Raw genomic sequence first — 21,926 nt, 5'->3', positions numbered from 1 at the left:
CCATGCGTCGTACCCCCCATATTATCCATCAGCAATCGGTTGAAGTCGCTTTTGAAAGGCCCGACGAACGGCGTGGCATGCAAGATCGGTTGGCAGCGGTATACTATCAGCAAATTCTACCCGAATTGGACAAGATATTCAGTGAATTTGAGGAGGGATCACCCGTGGGGCTGACGGTTCAGGCGCTGTCTATCAACTGCGGTAAATTGCATGAGACTAACTGGGAAGACGAGCTTACGGCGAGCGTATGCAACAACGTCCGCAACGAATTGCGCCGATACCGGACCTCCTCCAAAAGCCAATCGAGTGGACAATGGAATACAGAATTTATCCATTTCTTGCAGACAGGGCGATTCCTATGGGACAGCCGGAAAGAATTGCCTGCTGACTATGAAGGACAGCTCACACTGGACAAATCGTTTTTAGATGAGCTGACCTCAGCGTTCCGGGGTACCGACGACACGTTGAAACGCCTATACCATTATTGTTCACCGGATTTTATCTTCCGATTAGCTCAGGCACTGACGGCAAGCCACATCCGACAAACACATGTGGCCTACACCACGTTCCTGCAACAGGCCGGAATTGCGGCCGCCACTTGGGCAAACGCGGTCATCGGTGCCTATCACGCAACGTATTGCAGGTTATCAGCGGGCCAGAAACCCGGAAGGCTGTTTGCCTCGGTAATCATAGCGGATATATGGTTTAAAGCCGTTTGGTCCCAGCGGAAAAAAATTGTTGACCACCTCATGAAGCACATGGATGCAGAACAGCACGCCGGGCACCCCCCATTTTTAGATCACGGATTCCTAACCCATGTACTACCGTTGATTGCAGATGAATTTCCGGACTCGGCGGCAATTATCCAACAACAGGTCTCGATCGAATTAGGCGGGATGCCCGAACCACTGGAAAAACAAGACATCCATACGGCAGAAAGGGATCCCGAGGCTCCCTCAACAAACGTCTTGCAGCATCACCCCGGCACTTCATACTATATTGCCAACGCTGGTCTCGTACTCGCGTATCCGTTTATCACCCCGTTGCTGCAGGGCTTGGGATTCTTGGATAGCCAGTGTCAATTTTTTCCAGCAGCCCAAAGCAAAGCGGCGGTCTTGTTCCAGCATTTGATAGCTGCTGCCCCCCCGCTTACCGATGAAAGCGACCTTCCGCTCAATAAAATCCTCGCAGGCTTGCAACCAACATCGTTCGTTGATCCCTCACTATTCGAATACACCGCCATGGCACAGCGCGAATGTGACGACGTGCTGCGTGCAATCATTGCACACTGGGATGTTTTGCGCAACACCAGTGTGGCCGGGCTTCGGGAAACATTCTTACAGCGGGACGGGAAACTTACCTTACGAACAACTGGCTGGTTGCTGCAGGTAGATACCAAGGGGGTCGATGTACTGTTGGCAAGCCTACCGTGGCCCATCGGCGTCATTAAGCTTCCTTGGATGGATAGCGTGTTGCATGTGGAATGGGCATGACAAATTGAAACCATCATGATTTTAAAATCACACAGCGGAATGACTAAACGGCTTCAGCCATCTTGAATGCCGTTGAAGTTAAACACAAATGAAACCGAGATGTAAATAATATTGACCCACAGGGCAATCATTATTTACATCGAGCTCTCATCAGCCGATAAAGAAAAATAATTAGATGAAAAATCATGATAGCTTCATCACCATTAAAACCGCCGAAGGCAGCATGAACCGAACGTAAGTGAGCTCATGAGCACCTATTAAAACCTAAATAGTGCGAATAATGCCGTTAGAAAAAAAAATGATGAATAAACAAATTTAGACAGATGAAAATTAGTGATGAAACTACTAAAAATCAACAGCCACGGCGATGCCGTTGAACTGCTCCAGGAACTGCTCAACGAGTACGGCCATCAACTACCGATCAACGGGGTATTTGACCATACGACCGACGAGGCCGTCCGTTCATTCCAAAAGCAACAGGGATTGGTGAGTGATGGCATTGTCTACACCAAAACGTGGACGAAGCTAATCAATGGTGTGCCGATCGATATGGGCACGATGGAAGAGAAATACCTGAAAGAATCAGATATCCTGAACCTCGCCAACGTACTCGGTATCGAGGTGGCCGTTATCAAGGCTGTAAACGAAGTGGAAAGCCGCGGACGCGGGTTCAATGCAGATGGCAACCCAAAAATCCTATTTGAAGGGCACGTATTCTGGAGTGAGTTGGCAAAGCGCGGTATAAATCCTGCCACCCATACGTGGGGCAATACCGACATCTTATACAAGAAATGGACAAAAGCACACTATAAAGGCGGCCCGGCAGAATACGATCGATTGGACAAAGCCATTAACCTGATACCCAACAATAGCAATGTTACTGCAGCAGCTTACGCTTCAGCCTCTTGGGGATTATTCCAGCTAATGGGGTACCATTACGAAACTCTCGGGTATGATTCGGTAGTCGAATTCGTGGGCGATATGCAGTTGAGCGAGGGCAAGCAACTGGAAGCTTTCGGCAGGTTCCTGCAAAAAAAACAGTTGGTTGGCTACCTCAAAAACAAACAATGGGCTGAGTTTGCGAAGCGGTATAATGGTGCTGACTATGCAATAAACCAATACGATAGTAAACTGAGGGAAGCTTACCACCGGCATTTGGCCGCCGACAACCAATTGGCGCCAACCACTGCACGGACGCTGATAAAGAAAGGCAACGCGGGTGGGTTGGTCCATGAACTGCAAGCCATTTTAAACGAACTGGATTATGTGGTACCCGATACCGGGGTTTTCGATGCTGCAACGGATCGGGCAGTAAAGGATTTCCAAAGTTCACATTTGGACAAGCACCACCAGCCGCTCACAGTTGATGGCGTGGTTGGGCCGTTGACATGGTGGGCACTCGAAAATCCACGCCCCCGGGTAACGGAAGGGGTAATCGCATACGATGAGGTTCCTCCTCCTGTACATGGCGAAAGCCAATTAGGGCGGGCTGCGCTCCGGGTAGCCATCAGCGAGCTGAAGGCGGGAGCCGGAGAGGTAGGTGGCAACAACAAAGGACCGTGGGTGCGTAAGTACATGGAGCCTGCAGGTTTACCGGACGGGTATCCGTGGTGCGCTGCTTTCGTAAGTTGGTGTTTCCTCCAGGCCGTGGACGGCGACCGACGGGAGATGCCTTTCAACTATTCGGCAGGTGCACGGGATATCTTCAACCAATTGAAAAGCAAAGGATGGAGTTTCTCGGGCGAAGGGGACAAGCAACCCAAACCAGGCGATATCGTATGTTGGTGGCGCACCTCGCTCGCGTCTAGCAATGGCCACATCGGCATTGTATACCACTGCAAGGATGGATTCCTATACACAATCGAAGGCAATAAAGCAGCTAACGTAGCCGGATTTTCTTATGTAAAAACAAGGATGGATAAGTTGTTGGGGTTTGCAAGGGTCTCATGAATATTGGTCGTAAATTAAACATCGCGCATTATGCTGGCATCAAAAATCACTTCGGATCCCAAAGGCAACAAAACTAATGTAGGTGCCTTCTTCCAACCTAAGTTGACGGTAAACCAACCGGGCGACAAGTACGAACAGGAAGCAGATGCCATGGCCGATCAAGTTATGCGGATGGGCCTACAACGCAAATGCAAACATTGCGAAGAGGAAGAGAAGCGGGTCCAGCGAAAAGAAACCGATCCTCTTTTCCCAACCGTAGATAATGAGTTTGAAAGCTATGTGTCTTCATTAGATCGACGAGGTGACACGCTATCGCAAGCCGAACGTGATTTTTTCGAGCCGCGTTTTGGCTATGATTTCTCCGGCGTACGTATCCACACGGGGGGAGACGCAGCGCGGTCCGCCGACCATATCAATGCGCTCGCCTACACAACCGGAAACAACATTGTGTTTAATAACGGGCAGTATCAGCCCGGATCAGAAAGCGGTAAGCGGCTGTTGGCGCATGAATTGACGCACGTGGTTCAGCAAGGTGGAGGTGCCGGAGCCATCCAACGCCAGACAGCTACGCGCCTCGGGCCAAATCTAGTGGAAGTGGAACATGAGGGGGAGCGCTACCGGGTAACCAGAATACTGGAAAGCAGGGGACGTGGACGCGGCTCCTCGGGCTCCATCGATGCCGACATCGACCGGACAAATATTACTATCACGATAAAAGTGTGTCGAGATACCACGCGAGGAGAGATCGAGTTGGGTGCAAACATACCAGAAAGCGCAATCGGAGTCGCCCGGCGGATTTTGGATGCCGTCACTCGCGGAGCAATCGGCGACGTAGAAAGTGTACTTGAAGGCGTGGATGTAACACCCTTCCTCGAAGTCCTCATCGCCCAATCAGGGCGGTTTAGCATCACCGCACGCGGCGAAATCACTGTTGGGTTAGAGGGCGTTACGGGCGGGGCTGGTTCTTTAGGTATCCGGGCAGGCCAATGGGACATCGGAATACGGGGGCATGGCGACGACGAAGGGTGGGGGATTGGCGGCAATATCACGTTTACACCCGGCCGTACCGATGAGCGGTTCGATTGTACCTCTGTACCCCTTTCGGTGAAACTGGTTTGCGAGAAATGGGAGGAAGCGTCTACCTATGAAGCCAATCTTCCGGTTCCCTATAGGGATACCCGAAACCGGTTTATCTATTTCGACTATGCAAATGCCAATATAGACCGGGCTCGAAGCGCCCAAATGCTGGCGGAGATAACAACGCTGTTGCAAGCGGGCTACCGGGTAACACATATCACCGGACATACCTCTCCCGAGGGGCCAACGCAACAGGGTCGCCGATTTGAAGGCAACGAGCAATTGGGACAAAACCGGGCATCCGCAGCGCTCACCGAAATCGAATCGATCTGCTCAGCGCAGCAGCTGAGCATGCGGGATTCCAGACAGTGTACAGCGGGCGTAGTGCGAGATGTCCAGCCCCTCGGATTGGGTGAACTGTACACGCTCACGGACGAACGCGGCCGCGAAATAGAGGGCAGGCGTTTGGCACAGCATGCCGTCGACCAATTTAAGACATCAGATGCTGAATCGGCACACCGAACGGAAGAACTACTGGAGCAAATGGAAAGCATGAGCTTGGCGCAGCAGCGTGACACCGTATATCCCTTGCTACGGAGGGCAACCATCACCCTGGAAAAATCCGGTATGAGAAACGAACCGGTAACACTGGAGGAACCAGCCGGTTATCATCGGGTGGGTTGCCCAAGGGAGGTCGAAACGGCGGCAAGATTGCAATTTTCACTCTGATTAACTGAACGAATACACGACATATGAACTTTTGGGAACAACTAACAGACGGATTGCAGATGCACGAGGTACTACTCTTTGCATTGGGGAGCTTGTTTTTCCTGGTTTTACTCTTCCTGCTGATACGCTATGCATTGAAAAGGGAAAAGCTCAACGTATTGCTATTTTTCTTCATTATACCCGTGGTCATGATCGGCTGGCCTTCCATCGCCAAAATACAAATTAACGAGGCAGGCATCGCATTGGAAAACACATTGCACAAGTACGAGAGCAATCCCAACGATACCGAAACGAGAGGAGCACTGCAAGCCCACGTGGAAGAACTGGAAAACCGAGGGGTGAAGAATCCAAAAACCCTCATAAACATTGCTAGAGCAAATTATATGCTAGGTAATGATAGTGATGCCTTACATACCATCGATAAGATTCCGGAGGATGTAAAAGAGGATTTAGGAGCAGACGATCTAAAAACCACCATCCTGGTTACCCAGGATATTGAGCGCAAACTGCAACAGGCGGAACATGCCCCGACAGCCGATAATTTGGAAATCCTGCGTATCTCCAAAGACCAACTGCTCAATAAGGCAGCGAACAACATACGGTTGCACCAGTACGTGAAGAAATCAGACTCATTAATCCAAAAGGAACGATAGGTCATGGGTATACATGTCCCCACCCATAAAAATCGCCAACAGGCTAGCGGCAAATCCCACGCGGGGAATACACCGTTTTTTCAGCCTGCACTCAGTCCGACCACCAACGGTATCCTTCAACGGAACTTACAACACCGACCCGACCCGTCATTTAGGTCCATCCCGCAAGGCGTCATCACCCGTGCTGAGTTTGATCAGTATATGATGGATTATTTTGGCGTGCGAGACATCCACACGGGTACCCAAGCCCAACAAGAGGCATCACTGACGCGGCACGGGCGCCCGGCACCCACTATCCCCCACTGGCAATCGTGGGACCCGGGCACGGCTTCTGCCGACTATGCGCACATTATCCGGGCAATCGAAGACGTTGCCGAAACTTTTGGTGCCATCCCGACCATCCACACGGTTGCATTTTTTAAAATGGATTATGACCCCAATGCTGCTGGAATCGGTATTGCCAGACGGGATGTCGGCGCTTCCTTCGGAGGAGGGAAATTAACCATTTTCGAAGCATTTTCCCGGAGCCATGCATTTCCAAATGCGCGGAGCGATACGGGTGGCTCTTACCCTTCCGCGGCAGTCGTACTTGCCCCCGCGCCGGGGGAAACGCCAGGCGCTCCGGTGCCTTATCAATCAAGGGAGCACAGTCTACGCGAGAATATTGCTCACGAACTGGGACATGGTATTGCCGAGGATGCACACCGCGCCGACCCCGACGTATTTGACAAATTCAACCGCGCTATCGGGTGGGTTGGAGGTCAGCTATTCGATATCGGCCAACAGGCTGTTGCCGACGCCATAAGTAACGGTACACCACCTCCCAGCCAATACCGTATCCCGCATGATGACTGGAATAATCCCCAATGGATAGAACAACCGATGTCTCGTTATGCAGTGGCGGGTGGACCGGGAGAAGATTTTGCGGAAACCATCGCGGCATATGTCTATAGCCCTGCCGTGCTGCTGCAACGCTCGCCTGAACGCTACCGGTTTATTACAGCCCACATCGGTACATGGGCTACCCAAATGCGGGTGCTGCCACCCCCTGTACTACGCGGGGATTTCCCGGTGAACGACGAAATCCGTCACATGGCTTGAAATTGAAAGAAATGGATCAACGACCGCTACCACACCCATTGGCCCGTTTGCTTACGCAAGCCGAACAGCTTGTTGCAGGTAGGCTCTACGCATATTTTGCGTTGGATAATGCACGCAGTGACCTACAATTACAGTGGGAAGCGCACGATCTGGGAGCCTATTGGCGCACGTGCCTGGCACATGCCACCGATGTAGAGAAAACAATACTGCTTTTATCGATGATTCCCCATCTACGCCCTGCCTTTTACGACCGTATCATACAGGAATTTCTACCCAACGGTGGCGATATTATCGAAATGGGCGGCGTGAAAAATGCGGGCAATCATCGCGGCTTTCTCCCTACGGGCGAAACGGCCCTGTTTATCATTGCCGGGGACAGTGTTGAGAAGCGTTTGGAAGTACAGCGTCTGCTCATGGGCGATAGCCAATTGGTCAAAGAGGGCATCATCTATCTCGAAGCGGTAAAGGAAGGGGAACCGCCAATGAGCGGCCGGCTCATCCTCACTCCGGAATGGTTATCCAAATTATTGCTGGGCAAAGAACAGCTACCCGTCTTCGGCCCGGATTTCCCCGCCAAACCGGTCAGCACATTGTTGGATTGGAAGGATTTGGTGATTGCCGAGAAAACGCGCGAACAACTGGATGATATCAAAGCATGGCTTCAGCACAATACAACATTGGTCGATGCATGGGAAATGCAACGGATAATAAAGCCCGGCTACCGTGTACTTTTTTATGGCCCTCCCGGCACCGGGAAAACACTCACCGCCACCTTGTTGGGTAAAGAATTCAAACGCGACATTTTCCGGATCGATCTTTCGCAGGTCGTTTCCAAATATATCGGCGAAACGGAGAAAAACCTTGAAAAAATCTTCCGCCGCGCAGAAAACCGCGATTGGATTTTATTTTTTGATGAAGCAGATGCACTGTTTGGCAAACGGTCTAATGTACAGAGTTCGCATGATCGGTACGCCAATCAGGAGGTGGCCTATCTCTTGCAACGCGTGGAGGATTTCCCGGGGCTGGTGATCCTTGCCTCCAATTTCAAGAACAACATCGATAAGGCCTTCATGAGGCGGTTCAACGCGGTTGTCCATTTCCCCGTACCCAGTACGTTAGAAAGACAAAAACTGTGGCAAACCATCCTCCCTACCAAGGGAAGGCTCGGCCCCGACGTACAACTAGCGGAAATTGCAGAAAAATATGAACTGAGCGGGTCTGCCATCGTACAGGCCATTCATTACGCATCGCTCAAAGCCTTTTCAAAAGGAAATAAAACAATCGGGAAAAAAGAACTATTGGCCGGTATACAACGCGAGTTCGAAAAAGAAGATCGCGTATTTAAGTAGCGTCGTTGCTTTTGTTGGTAGTCTTCCCTGCTTTAAAACGGGGTGTAAAACCCATCGGCTTGGATACCGGTGCTGCGGCGGGAGGTTCCGCCGCCGGTTCAGAAGCGGATTGCTCCGATGGGGGTACTTCGTCAGCATCGGTATTCTTTACTGGTGTAACGCCTGCCTTGAAGCGTGGTTTAAAACCGAGAGGCTTCGCTTCGGGGGCCGGCTCCTCCGGCGTGGACTGTGAATCGCCCACGGGCGGTGTTGATTCGGCAGCTTTCTTTGCCGGCGTCGTAACTCCCGGCCTAAACCGGGGTTTGAAGCCCGAAGGGCCCATCGCAGGCGATCCGACCGGGGGCGTAATTGCTGATGCCGTGTCTTCTTCTTCTATCGTTTCCTGTGGCACCTCGGGTGTAACCGCAGAGGCAGGTTTTGCCGCGTTGGGTTTGAAACGCGGTTTAAAGCCCGCGGGCTTCGCAGCCTCCGCCGTAGACACCGGCATCTCCATTGCTTTAGCGACGGAGGCAGGCGCTGCCGTTGCTGCTTTTGGTGTTTCAGCTACCTGCAACAGGAAATCTTTACGGAGCCGGTTAAACCAGTATTTCTTGGTATGGTCGAAACTTTTTTCGCCCATTTGGGCATAATGGAGGCAGAACTCTTCGTACAGAGCAGGCCTGGAACGCCGCAGCAGCACCAAGTCAATCCGCTTCTTCGCGAAAAATTCTTCAAACGTCATTAGCCCATGTTATGGTAAACCGCTTGCACATCATCGTCTTCCTCGATTTTATCGACAAGCTTAAGTACTTCCGCAGCATCCTCCTCAGATACATCCGTATGCGATAGGGCTATCCGCTCAAGTTTGGCACTTTTCACTTCGATTCCCTTTTCTTCCAATTGGCGTTGCATGTTGCCAAAATCTTCAAAAGACGTCTGCGCTACCACCACATCGTTTCCCTCTTCGTCGGCTTCGACATATAGTTCCTCCAAACCGCCATCAATCAGCTCAAGTTCCAGCTCCTCTAAATCTATCTCCTCTGCTATGGAAAACCGGAAAATCGACTTCCGCTGGAAGATAAAGTCAAGCGATCCTGTTTTACCCAATGTCCCGCCAGCCTTACTGAAATAACTACGGATATTGGCCACGGTACGGTTGGTGTTGTCCGTAGCCGTCTCGATAAGAATGGGTACTCCGTGCGGGCCGTACCCTTCATATACGTGTTCCTCGTATCCTTTGGCATCCTTGTCGGAAGCTCTTTTGATAGCCGCATCGATGCGGTCCTTCGGCATATTTACCGCCTTCCCGTTCTGGATAGCTGTCCGCAGGCGTGAATTTGCCTCGGGGTTGGGCCCGCCTTCCTTGACAGCCATGGCAATTTCCTTCCCCAAGCGGGTGAACTGAACGGCCATTTTGGCCCAGCGTTTAAATTTTCGTTCCTTCCTGAACTCAAAAGCTCTTCCCATCGTCTATTTTTAGTATATATTCCTTAAGATCTACAACTGCAATTACACCACCATTCACCATCCTTTCCGATGACGGTTCTCCATCCGCCCGTCGAATGCAAACTTAGCAAAATTTCCATCGAAATCACATTCTGGCTACCAATACGAAGCTTTTGCGGTATACTTTTCGTACGCCAACAGCGTTGTATACCTCAACCACGGCAATGTACATACCGGTAGGAAGCCGCGTGTTCGCGTCAGATAGACCATCCCAATAAATCGTTCCCTGGGTGGCGATACTTTGATTGCGAACCAGCCGTTTGGCCAATCTTCCTTGGTCGGTATAAATATCGACCGTTGCCATGAAACCGCTTTCGGGAAAGCGGTAGTTGATTTCCAACCGATCTTCAAAGCCATCGTTATCCGGCGAAAAAGTCTTGGAAGCCAGAAAAACATGCTCCTCCAAAACTCCGTCCGGGAATTGCGAATTTCGGTATCCGGGGGTGGCCCCGCCTATGGCGACCGCCGCAGAGCGGAAGTTGCGCGGAGCAAGGGTGGGCTCGGAAAAATGCTGGCGCTCTAATGATATACCCCGATGAGAGGTTATAAAGGGCGATTGCATTTGAGGGGTATAAAAAAGACTGTCAATTGTCCCCCGATTGCCATAAATCACCACCCCTCCTGTTTCTTTGTTGAAATCCGGTAAGGATGCCATTGCAATCATTGCCGACGATGTAGCGTTGGGGTAATGTTGTTTTATGGTAGCGGGGCGACGCGTTAAAACTTTGTATTCATTGGGATGGATGAATAGGGGATGATCGCTCACCGCTTGGCGGTTCCCAACGATGCCGTTGGTGCCCACCTGTGCAATATGAACTCCGGACAGGTCAATGGTTTTGTTCGAATAATTATAAATTTCCAAGAAGTCAACGCCGCCCGACTTTGGGTCGGACAGCACCTCGTTGATGAGGATGTCACTTGCTTCGGGGATATCCGAAGTATCCGTACCTGCCGACGGATCCAGTGGTTTGACCAGGAAATAATCGAGCTTGAAATCATGCGCCCTTACTGGTGAGAAGCTAACGAAATATCCGCTATATCCACTATTGAGGTACGTATCGTCGCTAACCGTTGTTTCGTCCGATTTACCGGATAGCATCTTAAATGGACCATTTCCTCCCTCGTCAACAAAGAGTTGCCAATACCCATCATATGTACAAGTTACCCGCACGCGTGCTTGGAACATAGCTGTCGAATGGGGCATCGGAGCGCTCTGAAAAACGATTTTGCGCGTAGTGCCCTTCTGGCGCCAAAGCCGGTACACGTGGTATGTCTCACTTCCATCAATCTGCAGATGGTATCCCCACTGGGGTTCCTGAAGCGATGGTGTGGTTGCTGCAAGATATATCCTGACGTAATTGGAAGCCGAAAAACCGCCCGAAACTTCCAACCCAGCCTCCCATACTGTATTTCGTACCTGTACACAGGGGAAAGCAATGGACTTCGGTGGCCGGGCCCGTCCCTGCAACGTAAGCAAACCGTCCACCACCTCGAACGATGCGGTATCTCCAAGCCATTTGTTCCATGGACCACCCGCAAAATCATCGTAAAAAATGGCTCCAGTCGTGTCATCCGGCGTCATGGCAATCCCCGGCTTACGCGCAACCGCACCTTCCGGCATACGTAGCGCATGCCCCGCAACAAAAACGGGGAAGAGCGCCATGGCGACCCAGGAAAGGAATAAATTGTTTTTCATCGGCTCGGGGGGCTGATAAACAGCCATTTCCGTCAGCAGGTTTTTAACATTCGTTATGCTCAAATTAAGCCAAATTTCGTATGTTTGGCCTCTTCAAGAAAATTAAAGTTAAACAGTATAAATTAATTCACAAAATCAACAACACAAAAAAATGAAAGTGGCAGTAGTCGGCGCAACCGGACTCGTAGGTTCGGAAATGTTAACCGTGTTAGCAGCGCGCAATTTCCCCGTAACAGAATTGATCCCCGTTGCTTCCGAACGCAGCAAAGGCAAGGAAATACAATTCAAGGGAAAAAAATATAAGGTGGTCACACCCGACGAAGCCATTGCCCTTAAACCTGATGTAGCCCTCTTTTCAGCGGGTGGGGGAACATCGCTGACCTATGCACCGAAATTTGCCGAAGCCGGCATTACGGTCATCGACAATTCATCCGCTTGGCGGATGGACCCGACCAAAAAGCTCGTGGTACCCGAAGTAAATGGAGACGTATTGACGGCCCAAGACAAAATCATCGCCAATCCGAATTGTTCAACGATACAAATGGTGGTCGTATTGAAACCCTTGCACGAACAATACATCATCAAAAGGGTGGTCGTTTCCACCTACCAGTCCGTTACAGGGACCGGCGTGAAGGCGGTTCAGCAGCTCAACGACGAGCGTGCGGGCGTAGTCGGTGAGAAAGCGTACCCACATCAGATCGACCTGAACGTCATCCCACAGATTGATGTATTCCAAGATAACGGATACACCAAAGAAGAGATGAAAATGATCAAAGAGACCAACAAAATCATCGGCGATGACACGATCCGCGTTACCGCGACCACGGTGCGTATACCCGTTATGGGTGGTCACTCCGAGTCTGTAAATATTGAATTTGCCAATGACTTCGATTTGGACGAGGTACGGGCTTTGCTAGCCAAGCAGTCGGGGGTCATTGTGGTAGATAATCCTGCCAACCAGGAATACCCCATGCCTAAAGACGCACACGGCAAAGACGAGGTTTTTGTAGGCCGCATCCGCCGGGATGAAAGCCAACCCAAAACCCTCAACCTCTGGGTGGTAGCAGACAACTTGCGCAAAGGGGCGGCAACGAACACCATACAGATTGCCGAAAAGCTGATTGAGAAAGGACTATTGTAAATCCCATCCACGTATGATATACTGCAACACCCGCCTACAAGCGGGTGTTTTTTTATAAATACGCCTGCCAACTAAGGGTAAGCTTGGCCTCCGTTGTCTTATGCTCAAAACATAGCTAATGACAAAAAACACGACAACCCAAAAGATGATCCGTACCGCGGTCTGCATCGCACTGATAGTAGGTTGCGGCACCGCCGCTGCACAAGAAGGAAAGACCAGCCAAGCACACGTAGGCATCATTTACCCACTCAGCACCAATGGCAAGACGGCACCGGCCGATACCAACAACTTCTCGCTGCATTTGATTGCCGGCGTTTCACAGCAAGAAAATATGTGTCTTATCGCCGGGGTCTCTGGAGTGGTGAAAGGAAATGCGTACGGAACGATGATATCGGGCGTTTCCAACCATGTAGGTGGCAATGCAAAGGGTGTACAGGTAGCAGGCATCCTGAACCAAGTGAAGGGAGAGTCACGCGGATTCCAAGCCGCCGGCCTCATAAACAAGGCGGGCGATGCCCACACGCAAGTAGCCGGCCTCATCAATATCGCGAAGCGTGTGGAGGGCATTCAAGTGGCCGGCCTTATCAACATTGCCGAGCAAAGCGACTACCCGATCGGCTTGCTTAACATCATCGAGGAAGGCGAGCTATCATTGGGTCTTACGGTCGATGAAACGGGCGGCTCCCTACTGGCACTGCGGAGCGGCGGAAATGTGTTGTACGGTATCCTAGGGCTGGGCTACCATTTTAAGACCCCCGAAGCCCGCTACCAGTTGGAAGGAGGCATCGGCGCACACCTCATCACGGCGAAGGCATTCCGCATGAGCACGGAAGTAGCCGGTACAGCCATGACAAACTTCGAAGATGGCCTATACGGGAAGCAGAGCCTGCGTGTACTCGGCGGATGGCACATTACGCCCTACGTCGAATTATTTGCCGGTCCCACATTCAATCACCTCCTTTTTGAAACCGATCAGGTCGATATCCATGATGGCCGATACCTATGGCAATGGCATGGCGACGACCTATTCAACGGCTTCTATTTCGGGGGGATTGTCGGCTTGCAGTTTTCACTTTAACGTCCTTATTCGTTAAGTTTGTTGCAACGCAAACAATTACCTTCCATGCATGCACTGATTATTGTCGATATCCAATATGATTTCCTTCCGGGCGGCGCATTGGCTGTCGCCGATGGCGACACTGTCATCCCCATCATTAACGCCATTCAGGGAGGTTACGATCTGGTGGTGGCCACACAGGACTGGCATCCTGCGGGCCACCGCAGTTTTGCATCGGCCCACCCCGGAAGTCGGTTATTTGAAACCATCGATCTGGATGGGTTGGAACAGGTTTTATGGCCAGATCATTGTGTGCAGGGTACAGCCGGTGCCCGTTTAAGCGACCACTTGGATACCCAACACATCGAAGCTATTTTCCGCAAAGGCACCGACCCGGACATTGACAGCTATAGCGGCTTCTTTGACAATGGAAGGCGCAAGCGTACGGGTTTGGCGGGGTACTTGCATAACCGCGGCATAACCGCCGTATCGGTATGCGGTCTGGCTGCCGATTACTGCGTGTACTTCACCGCGATGGATTCCCTGCAATTGGGTTTCGAAACCCGCATACTCGAAGATGCCGTACAGGCAATCGATGCGTCGGCTTATGCCGAAAAGCGGATGACGTTCGTAAGCCAAGGTGGACAGCTCGTTGGGCGCTAGTTTCCAAATCGGCGCCCTCCTCCCCGGCCGCCAGAACCGCCGCCGCTAAAATTGCGTAGATTATAGGTAAAACCCAACAAAAAATAGCGTTGGAGCGCATTGTTCTGCGAATCTTGGATATACCGCTCGTTGATGCTCCGGTTTACATTCGTATTGCGGTTAAGTAGATCGAAGGCGGAAAGGGTGATTTCAGCTTCCTGTCGCCGCATCAGTTTTTTGCCTATCGACGCATTCCACAAAGTAAATTGTTGGTTGTACCCATCAGCCAATCCTTGGTTATAATTGTAATAAAGTGACGAGGCAATCCGTATCCCTTTCCAAAACGTATACGCCACATCGTTGCGTATGATTTGGTTGTAATAGTTGTAACTTGATTCGCTATTGGCGTTATTGCGCACCACGCTATAGTTGCCCACATAACTTACCCCTACAACCAAGTGCGGCCCGAAGCGGCTGTTTACACCTACCCGCTGGTTAATACCGTATGAATTTGCATACGTTTCCACTTGATTGATGAGTCCGATATCGTGGTTATGGTAAACAGAAGTTGCCAGATTGATATTGATCTTCCACGGTTTGATTGGTGTCCCGTACGTTGCATTGCCTCGAATACTGTAATAGCCGCTGATATTCTCCGGACGGCTGAATTGGCCACCGGCACCCAACAACACGTCGGGAGCGATCAGTGTATCGGCCGTGGCGATAAACGTGGAGTTCACGATCCGGTTACCGGTAAAGTCGGCATTGACACTGGCGGAGAAATTGCTCCCTGTTTCACGTTTTACACTATTGAACCGCAAACCAAAACGGTGGCCGTATTCCTGTTTCAAATCGGCATTGCCCGTGCGTATATTGAGCGGGTTCTGGTTATTGATCACATCCTGCAGTTGGTTGATGGAGGGCGCGTTGGTAGCCGTACGATAGCTGATGTCGATCTTTTTATCTTTCGAGAAATTGTAGGACACTTCGGCACTGGGCAAATAGCTGCTGAAATGGCTTCCTGTCTCAATCTCATCCGGAAACGTCCGGTTATTGCGGATACGGGCATCCTGGAAGTCGACACCTACCTCCAGGCGGAACGAATCGCGCTTGGCTACCTGAAAGGAGAGACCTCCACTTTGGTAAGTATAGTCGTTCCTGAACTCGTTTGAAAGCTGCCGGTCGAGCTCTCCCAACTGGCCGGTTTCGGCCAGAAATTCGAACGTCTCCCTGTTGGAAAAACCAGCCGTGTTGCGCAGGCTGTAATTGGCCTGTACGCGGCCGTGTTTCCCTACGGGTTCAGTATAGGCCAATCTACCGGTTATGCCATTGCCATAACCGTCTGAGTAACTTCGGTTGCTTACCGTGTCGACACGGTTCAGCGATTGGTCTTCAAAAAACTCATTGAGCGAGTAGGTACGGGCCAACCCCTTATTGCTATTGGCCGATCCGTTGGCACTAAGAGAGACCGTTCTGCCCGGTTTCCCCAGCCGGAGGCGATAATCGAAACTTCCACCGAGGTTGAAATTCGAATTATCGTTGTCATTGCTGCGTACGGACGCATTCACCGGGTCATTGTTTGCCAAGGCGGTGTGGTTGTCTGAAACCGAATTTCGGTTGTGCTGCTGGAAGGAGAAGTCGGGCCTGAAATCGATACGCTGGTTCGAATCGATGTCGAATCGTATCCGCACATTAGCCCGGTGGCTGTAATTTATACTCCCTGTTTGCTGGAGCTGGGTATTGAATTGGTTGGCGTTGGCCCCGATCAGGTATTCGCGATTGGTGAGGCTATTGGTTTCGTTGCCTGTAGAATTGAATGCGTAGTTGGCGTTGACGTCTAGCCGCTCATCCAACCACTCATTATTGAAATTGGTAGACACGCTATGCGTATTGTTGAGGCCCCGCCCATTGCCCGCATTGCTCCGGCTCCGTCCACGGTTATTGCGTCCACCTTCTTCTTCACCACCTGCAATCCCAGCCATGGAGAAATCCGATTGGTTTACATTATTAGATACCGCGAATATGGTAATCCGCCGGTCACCGTCGAAGCTATTCAGATTCCCTCCCGCATTGTATCGATCGGTAGCACCGTAGCCAGCCGCCGCTTTGCCGAAGTAACCCTTCCTACGGTCCGGCCGGGTTACGATATTGATTACCTTGCGCCGTTGCCCGTCATCAAACCCCGAGAACTGTGCCTGTTCGCTCTGCTCATCGATAAGCTGTATTTTAGCAATGATATCAGCCGGAAGCGTTTTCAAGGCGATGCGCGGATCTGTACTGAAAAACTCCTTTCCATCCACGATGATACGTTGCACGTCTTCTCCCTGGGCCTTTACGCGCCCTTCCTCATCAATCTCCACACCTGGAATTTGCATCACCAGCGCATCCGCATCGGCGTAGGGCTCTGTACTGAATGCCGTGGCATCAAATTCGGTTGTATCACCTTTCAGTACCGCTACAGGCGGTGCAGCGATGATAGCCACTTCATCCAAGGTACGGTATTCTGGAAGCAATTGGATGGTGACCGGTGGCAGATTGGAACCGGCAGCTACCTGGATACGGATTACGGTAGGTCGGTAACCGAGGTAGTTGACCTGAAGCCGATACTGGCCGGCGGGCACCTGTTTCATCTGGAATTTCCCGTCTGCGGAAGCACTACGTTGGTCCACCAATGAATCCTTGGCTGTAAGCAACCTCACGTTGGCACCTTGCAGCCCGGTGTTGGCCGCACTGTCTACCACCCTACCCTCAATCGGCTGTTGGGCCGTAGCCGACGCCGTGAGCAAAAAGAACAGCCATAGAAAGAAACCCTTGTAAATGTCTTGCATGTTTTAGTAACTGTGTTAGTATCTTGTCTATAGGATAAAATTAAAGCCTGTTCGTTTAAATGTAAAGACATTATTACACGCTGGCAACACGGTGTGTCTGAATTATATGACATATAAGATACCGGGAATTTGCCTAAGTTTGCAATTCATTTTGATGGACCATGATGAGACAGAAGGCGGAGAGCAGAAAGGAAAAAATAATGAGGGAGGCCCTCTTGCTGTTTGCTGAAAAGGGCTATATCGATACGTCGACTAAAATCATCGCCCAGCAAGCGGGCGTTTCTGAGGCACTTATTTTCAAGCATTTCGGAAATAAAGACAACCTATTATCGCATTTGATCAAGTCTGGATACAGACGTGTACTGCAACACCATCGAGGCATGATGATCTACCGGGATGCCAAGAGTTTCCTCCGGAACATGATCAACCTCCCAAAAGAATTGGTCAACGAGGACCCGGTATTCTGGAAAATGCAGGAGCGCTTGTCGCACCACGGGTTTTCAAAACAACAGCATGAAGCGTTCATCAAACCTGTCTACCCCGCTATAAAACGGGCTTTTACCGAACTGGAATACGAAAACCCGGAATTGGAAGCCCAGCTCCTATTACTGATTATCGAAATATTGTGGAAAAAGGAGGCTAATGGAGAGCTCAACGAATCTGCTGAATTTGCGAAAATACTAGAGGGCAAATACGGCATCGACATATAAAAACGCAAAAAAACGCACCAACAACCAACAACACGCATTAACATGCAAAAAAATATGTTTAATATTGGAGGCGATTCCGATATTACATCATCGGTATTGTTATTGTAGGCTAAGCTATGATGCTAAAAAAGACCGCTTGTATATCCATTTTAGTCATGTCATCCCATTGGGTTGCTATTGCCCAGCAGCGGGAGGCTTTCATTCCGTTTATCAATAGTGAACATGCCTGGGTCGATTCTATATTCCGAACACTGACTGACCGGGATAAGGTGGCGCAGCTTTTCATGGTGCGTGCCCACAGCAACCTGGGCCAGCGTTACATCGATTCAGTGGCCGGGGTGGTGCAACGGGAGCAACTAGGGGGGATCGTACTATTCCAGGGTGGCCCTATACGCCATGCGCACGTAATCAATCGTTATCAACAGCTTTCGAAAGTACCGCTACTCGTAGCGTTCGATGGTGAATGGGGGCTTGGCATGCGTTTAGCAGATTCGACCATCTCATTTCCCTACCAGATGGCATTGGGTGCCGTGCAGAACGAAGCATTGATTTACCAGATGGGCCGAGAGGTCGCCCGGGATTTCAGGCGGCTGGGGATGAATGTGAACTTTGCCCCGGTTGTGGATATCAACAACAATCCCCGCAACCCGGTCATCAACTTCCGGTCGTTTGGTGAAAACAAATACAATGTAACGAGTAAGGGACTGGCCTACATGCGGGGGATGATGGACGGGGGTATCATTACGTCGCTGAAACATTTTCCGGGACACGGCGACACCGACGTCGACTCGCACTATGACCTGCCGCAGCTTCATTTTACGGCGGGCCATCTAGATTCGCTGGAGATGTATCCATTCCGTGAACTCATCAACGCCGGTGCCTCTGGTGTGATGGTAGCGCATATGAATATCCCGAGCCTCGACAATACGCCCAACCTTCCCTCTTCGCTGTCGAAACACATCGTTACCAGCATCCTTAAGAAACGGCTTGGATTCAAAGGACTTACCTTTACAGATGCCATGGACATGAATGGTGTTGTGAAACACTTCCGCAATGGCGAAGCGGACGTTCGTGCCATCATTGCCGGCAACGACTTGCTCGAACTCTCGCAAAACAGTGCGCGCGCAATAGACATGGTATTGCAGGCCATCAAGCAAGGCCGGTTGACGCAAGCCGATATCGACTTGCGGGTCAAAAAGATACTGGCAGCAAAATATTGGCTTGGTTTGAATAACAGGCAACCTGTCCAGCTTACCAACCTATACAACGATATCAACCGATCGCAAACACAAGCCCTCAACCAACGGTTAGCGGACGCCTCGGTTACCTTACTTCAAGGAGACAGCCTCATCAGAACGATCGACTATAACCGCCGCACCGCGATCATCAGTGTGGGCGTATCGGAACTATCGGAATTCCAGCACATGCTGGAGTGGCGTTTTGACAACCACATGCATTATGTAATTTCTGCAAATGCCACAGCCGATGATGTGGCGGCGGTAGCAACGGAATTGCGCCGCTATAACCAGGTCATCGTAGCCCTCCATGACAATCGGCCCCGGCCGCGCAGTACCTTCAATTATAATAGTACCGTGCGGCTGTTCATCAATGAACTGGCAAACAGGAATGCTATCTTCTGCGTCTTTGCCAATCCGTATGGCCTTGCAGGCCTGCCCGGTATCGAACAAGCGAAATCCATTTTGATCTGCTATCAAAACGAAGTCATCATGCAACGCGCTGCCGCAAAGGTCATTCTGAAAAAGCTGACCCCTTCGGGACGGCTTCCGGTCACCGTCAATGCCTTTTTCCGCTATGGCGATGGCAGGTAGCGGATTTACTCGATGTACAATTCCCGTGTATTCGAAGGTAGGCTTTCATTTTTCAACCGGTCGATCGCGGTAACCACATAACGGTAATGCCCATTTTTACGCGTCATGTTGTCGGTATACTGTGTCTGCGTGTGGTCATACGTAATATACAGGATATTCTGCGGGTTTTCCACATCCAACGGCTCACCTTCATTGAAGCGGTACACTACGTAGCCGTAGGGTTCTTCGCTCCCCGCGGTTAACGGCCCCGGTTGCCATTGCAAGATAACGGAAGTGCCGTTTTCGGCCACCTGCGCTAACAAACCAAAAGGTGGTTCAGGCGCTATACTGTCCAGCCAGGGCATGGTAGGAGGAAGTGACTTGAAACGGTATAGGTTGTACTGCAGCGAGTCGCGAAGGCCGGCCACATTATTGGTGATATGCTTGGCACTGTAATAGATACTTCCTTGCGCGCCGGCCTGTTTCCGTGCGTAGCGGACCTGATCCGGGATTTGACTGCGGTCGCGCCAGCCGGCACCGTTTTCATTCGCACGGTAGGCCGCATGCCCGATGTAGAAATGGCGTCCGTGCGTACGTTCGGCCCACCAGTCGGCCAATACCTCATAAGGTGCGGCCGGATGTCCAAAAGGGAAATAAATCTGTGGGTTGATGTAATCAACCCAACCTTCTTCCAGCCATTTCAGCGCATCGGCATAAAGTTGCCGATAACCGCTCAAGCCCGACGAGGCCGAGCCATCCGGATGATCCTTCTTATTATCCCAAATACCGAAAGGGCTTACGCCGAACTTGATGTGCCTTTTTTCGCGGTGAACGCTTTCCGAAATCTCTTGGATGAGTAAATTAACATTGTTCCGTCGCCAATCGGCGATATTTCTAAATCCGTTCGGATGTTGCTTGAATGTATCTGCATCGGGGATGGATTGCCCACCAACCGGATACGGGTAGAAATAGTCGTCGAAATGGACACCATCGATGTCGTAATTGCGTACCAGATCCGTCACAATGCCCACAATATATTGCCGTACTTCGGGAATGCCGGGGTTGAAGAGCTTTTTTCCACCATAGACAAAGAACCAACCCGGCTTGAGGCGCGTAATATGGTCGCTCGTCGTATTGGCAGGCACCAGGTCAAACGTGGCCCGATAGGGATTAATCCACGCATGCAGTTCGATCCCACGTTTGTGGGCCTCGTTTACCGCAAATTCCAGGGGATCATAAAACGGTGCTGGCGGCTGCCCCGGTTTGCCTGTGAGAAACCGGCTCCACGGTTCCGTACTTTTGGCGTAGAATGCATCGGCCGACGGCCGTATCTGCAAAAAGACCGCATTTATACCGGCACGTTGATGGTTGTCCAAGTGCCGGATGAGCTCCTCCTTTTGGGCTGCCGTACTCAAGTTGTTTGCCGACGGCCAGTCGATGTTGGCCACCGTGGCAATCCACACCCCCCTAAGTTCCCGCTTGGGCAACTTATCACTAGGGGCGCCCGGTCCGCCGTGCGCTACTGAACTGATAAATAGCAAGAAAAAAACAGTAACACAACCGAACCACGCGCGGGTATAATTCATCTCAATATCATTGTCCGCGATAAAGATAGAAAAAAGAGCCGGGAACTATAGATGGTCACCATGCCACAGCTTCATCACGTATACCCCCAACACAAACCAACCACATGCTATTGCGAGCAGCTTCATCACTATACCGCGCTTATCAAAACCGAGTATACTTTTAAGCACAATGTACACTAACAGCATAAGCAACGGCACGGTGGGCGGATAGAGCTGGTAACTTTCATACCAATGACCCTGCAGCAGTGCCAACAGCGAGCGCTGGAACCCACACCCCGGGCAATCGATACCCGTAATGGCCTTAATAGGGCACGGCAATAGCCAAGCATACAGCCTGGAAACATATTCCAGGCCACACACCCCCACCAGCCAACCTTTGGCATGGCCTGGGCTATACAGGCGGGTTCTGTGGGCTATTTCTGTCGTCAAACGGATCTTTAAAGTTATCGAGATCCCGCTTCAGGTTACTGAAAGAGTCTCCACCTGTCGCCTCTGCTGCCGTAGGCCCTATATATCGATCACTTCCGAAACCGATAACAGGAATCACTAGTGTCCCATTAAAAATGGGACGTTGTTAAAAATTAAATAAAGTTGGCCCATTCGGTCCAAATCGTTCTTTGT

At 50.9% G+C, this 21,926-nt stretch carries 17 protein-coding genes; 11 read left to right on the top strand and 6 right to left on the bottom strand.

Going from position 1 to position 21,926, the window contains the following annotated elements:
• The first annotated feature begins 2 nt into the window (after positions 1 to 2).
• The 6 genes from ACEVG1_RS19225 to ACEVG1_RS19200 all read left to right on the top strand — a co-directional run bounded on the left by ACEVG1_RS19225 (position 3) and on the right by ACEVG1_RS19200 (position 8,352).
• Positions 3 to 1,493, top strand: coding sequence for a contractile injection system tape measure protein (locus ACEVG1_RS19225; protein ID WP_374745357.1), 1,491 nt, complete (start codon positions 3 to 5; stop codon positions 1,491 to 1,493).
• A 336-nt stretch (positions 1,494 to 1,829) separates the two neighbouring features.
• The gene (locus tag ACEVG1_RS19220; protein WP_374745356.1) at positions 1,830 to 3,443 is read left to right on the top strand and encodes an N-acetylmuramidase domain-containing protein; all 1,614 of its coding nucleotides are present in this window, start codon (positions 1,830 to 1,832) and stop codon (positions 3,441 to 3,443) included.
• A gap of 30 nt (positions 3,444 to 3,473) precedes the next feature.
• Complete coding sequence (locus ACEVG1_RS19215) at positions 3,474 to 5,249, top strand: DUF4157 domain-containing protein (protein WP_374745355.1); 1,776 nt, start codon at positions 3,474 to 3,476, stop codon at positions 5,247 to 5,249.
• Between the two features lie 23 nt (positions 5,250 to 5,272).
• Complete coding sequence (locus ACEVG1_RS19210; protein WP_374745354.1) at positions 5,273 to 5,902, top strand: hypothetical protein; 630 nt, start codon at positions 5,273 to 5,275, stop codon at positions 5,900 to 5,902.
• Positions 5,903 to 5,905: 3 nt separating this feature from the next.
• Positions 5,906 to 7,003: a hypothetical protein gene (locus ACEVG1_RS19205; RefSeq protein WP_374745353.1), complete on the top strand. Its 1,098-nt coding sequence runs from the start codon at positions 5,906 to 5,908 to the stop codon at positions 7,001 to 7,003.
• An 11-nt stretch (positions 7,004 to 7,014) separates the two neighbouring features.
• Complete coding sequence (locus ACEVG1_RS19200; RefSeq protein WP_374745352.1) at positions 7,015 to 8,352, top strand: ATP-binding protein; 1,338 nt, start codon at positions 7,015 to 7,017, stop codon at positions 8,350 to 8,352.
• Here ACEVG1_RS19200 and ACEVG1_RS19195 read toward each other — a convergent pair.
• From ACEVG1_RS19195 to ACEVG1_RS19185, 3 genes are all read right to left on the bottom strand, one after another.
• Positions 8,345 to 9,073 carry a hypothetical protein gene (locus ACEVG1_RS19195; RefSeq protein WP_374745351.1) on the bottom strand — a complete coding sequence of 243 codons (729 nt, stop codon included), beginning with the start codon at positions 9,071 to 9,073 and terminating at the stop codon, positions 8,345 to 8,347. The two genes, ACEVG1_RS19200 and ACEVG1_RS19195, sit on opposite strands and share 8 nt — an antisense overlap.
• Complete coding sequence (locus ACEVG1_RS19190; RefSeq protein WP_374745350.1) at positions 9,073 to 9,798, bottom strand: YebC/PmpR family DNA-binding transcriptional regulator; 726 nt, start codon at positions 9,796 to 9,798, stop codon at positions 9,073 to 9,075. The genes ACEVG1_RS19195 and ACEVG1_RS19190 overlap by 1 nt, the downstream gene beginning before the upstream one ends.
• A gap of 124 nt (positions 9,799 to 9,922) precedes the next feature.
• The gene (locus tag ACEVG1_RS19185) at positions 9,923 to 11,596 is read right to left on the bottom strand and encodes a lamin tail domain-containing protein (RefSeq protein ID WP_374745349.1); all 1,674 of its coding nucleotides are present in this window, start codon (positions 11,594 to 11,596) and stop codon (positions 9,923 to 9,925) included.
• 88 nt (positions 11,597 to 11,684) lie between these two features.
• On the opposite strand from ACEVG1_RS19185, the gene ACEVG1_RS19180 reads away from it, so the two are divergent.
• From ACEVG1_RS19180 to pncA, 3 genes are all read left to right on the top strand, one after another.
• Entirely contained in the window at positions 11,685 to 12,674 is a 990-nt protein-coding gene (locus ACEVG1_RS19180; protein ID WP_374745348.1) for an aspartate-semialdehyde dehydrogenase, read from the top strand.
• A gap of 118 nt (positions 12,675 to 12,792) precedes the next feature.
• Positions 12,793 to 13,752, top strand: coding sequence for a hypothetical protein (locus ACEVG1_RS19175; RefSeq protein WP_374745347.1), 960 nt, complete (start codon positions 12,793 to 12,795; stop codon positions 13,750 to 13,752).
• Between the two features lie 45 nt (positions 13,753 to 13,797).
• Positions 13,798 to 14,394: a bifunctional nicotinamidase/pyrazinamidase gene (pncA, locus tag ACEVG1_RS19170; protein ID WP_374745346.1), complete on the top strand. Its 597-nt coding sequence runs from the start codon at positions 13,798 to 13,800 to the stop codon at positions 14,392 to 14,394.
• Here the strand turns inward: pncA and ACEVG1_RS19165 are convergent.
• Positions 14,391 to 17,201 carry a TonB-dependent receptor gene (locus ACEVG1_RS19165; RefSeq protein ID WP_374745345.1) on the bottom strand — a complete coding sequence of 937 codons (2,811 nt, stop codon included), beginning with the start codon at positions 17,199 to 17,201 and terminating at the stop codon, positions 14,391 to 14,393. The genes pncA and ACEVG1_RS19165 overlap by 4 nt on opposite strands.
• A 161-nt stretch (positions 17,202 to 17,362) precedes the next feature.
• Here ACEVG1_RS19165 and ACEVG1_RS19160 point away from each other — a divergent pair, with 161 nt between their 5' ends.
• A complete protein-coding gene (locus tag ACEVG1_RS19160; protein WP_374745344.1) occupies positions 17,363 to 17,911 on the top strand; it encodes a TetR/AcrR family transcriptional regulator in 549 nt (182 codons plus the stop codon).
• 155 nt (positions 17,912 to 18,066) lie between these two features.
• Positions 18,067 to 19,740, top strand: a complete 1,674-nt coding sequence (locus tag ACEVG1_RS19155; RefSeq protein WP_374745343.1) for a glycoside hydrolase family 3 protein — start codon at positions 18,067 to 18,069, stop codon at positions 19,738 to 19,740.
• Between the two features lie 5 nt (positions 19,741 to 19,745).
• Here the strand turns inward: ACEVG1_RS19155 and ACEVG1_RS19150 are convergent, their stop codons facing one another.
• Positions 19,746 to 21,305, bottom strand: coding sequence for a glycoside hydrolase family 10 protein (locus ACEVG1_RS19150; protein ID WP_374745342.1), 1,560 nt, complete (start codon positions 21,303 to 21,305; stop codon positions 19,746 to 19,748).
• Positions 21,306 to 21,350: 45 nt separating this feature from the next.
• The gene (locus ACEVG1_RS19145; protein WP_374745341.1) at positions 21,351 to 21,734 is read right to left on the bottom strand and encodes a DUF2752 domain-containing protein; all 384 of its coding nucleotides are present in this window, start codon (positions 21,732 to 21,734) and stop codon (positions 21,351 to 21,353) included.
• Between the last annotated feature and the right edge of the window lie 192 nt (positions 21,735 to 21,926).

The sequence above is a fragment of the Parapedobacter sp. 2B3 genome (genome assembly GCF_041925275.1).
Classification (GTDB): Bacteria; Bacteroidota; Bacteroidia; order Sphingobacteriales; family Sphingobacteriaceae; genus Parapedobacter; species Parapedobacter pyrenivorans_A.
Note: the sequence above shows the minus strand (reverse complement) of the source record. Positions and strands in the feature narration are given on the sequence as shown.

Bases quoted from the DNA above. Each gene is read 5' to 3' on its own strand.
- ACEVG1_RS19165 (WP_374745345.1), bottom strand. From the start codon at position 17,201: ATGCAAGACATTTACAAGGGTTTCTTTCTATGGCTGTTCTTTTTGCTC.
- ACEVG1_RS19225 (WP_374745357.1), top strand. From the start codon at position 3: ATGCGTCGTACCCCCCATATTATCCATCAGCAATCGGTTGAAGTCGCT.
- ACEVG1_RS19180 (WP_374745348.1), top strand. From the start codon at position 11,685: ATGAAAGTGGCAGTAGTCGGCGCAACCGGACTCGTAGGTTCGGAAATG.
- ACEVG1_RS19155 (WP_374745343.1), top strand. From the start codon at position 18,067: ATGTCATCCCATTGGGTTGCTATTGCCCAGCAGCGGGAGGCTTTCATT.
- pncA (WP_374745346.1), top strand. From the start codon at position 13,798: ATGCATGCACTGATTATTGTCGATATCCAATATGATTTCCTTCCGGGC.
- ACEVG1_RS19175 (WP_374745347.1), top strand. From the start codon at position 12,793: ATGACAAAAAACACGACAACCCAAAAGATGATCCGTACCGCGGTCTGC.
- ACEVG1_RS19195 (WP_374745351.1), bottom strand. From the start codon at position 9,073: ATGACGTTTGAAGAATTTTTCGCGAAGAAGCGGATTGACTTGGTGCTG.
- ACEVG1_RS19200 (WP_374745352.1), top strand. From the start codon at position 7,015: ATGGATCAACGACCGCTACCACACCCATTGGCCCGTTTGCTTACGCAA.
- ACEVG1_RS19210 (WP_374745354.1), top strand. From the start codon at position 5,273: ATGAACTTTTGGGAACAACTAACAGACGGATTGCAGATGCACGAGGTA.
- ACEVG1_RS19190 (WP_374745350.1), bottom strand. From the start codon at position 9,798: ATGGGAAGAGCTTTTGAGTTCAGGAAGGAACGAAAATTTAAACGCTGG.
- ACEVG1_RS19220 (WP_374745356.1), top strand. From the start codon at position 1,830: ATGAAACTACTAAAAATCAACAGCCACGGCGATGCCGTTGAACTGCTC.
- ACEVG1_RS19215 (WP_374745355.1), top strand. From the start codon at position 3,474: ATGCTGGCATCAAAAATCACTTCGGATCCCAAAGGCAACAAAACTAAT.
- ACEVG1_RS19160 (WP_374745344.1), top strand. From the start codon at position 17,363: ATGATGAGACAGAAGGCGGAGAGCAGAAAGGAAAAAATAATGAGGGAG.
- ACEVG1_RS19150 (WP_374745342.1), bottom strand. From the start codon at position 21,305: ATGAATTATACCCGCGCGTGGTTCGGTTGTGTTACTGTTTTTTTCTTG.
- ACEVG1_RS19205 (WP_374745353.1), top strand. From the start codon at position 5,906: ATGGGTATACATGTCCCCACCCATAAAAATCGCCAACAGGCTAGCGGC.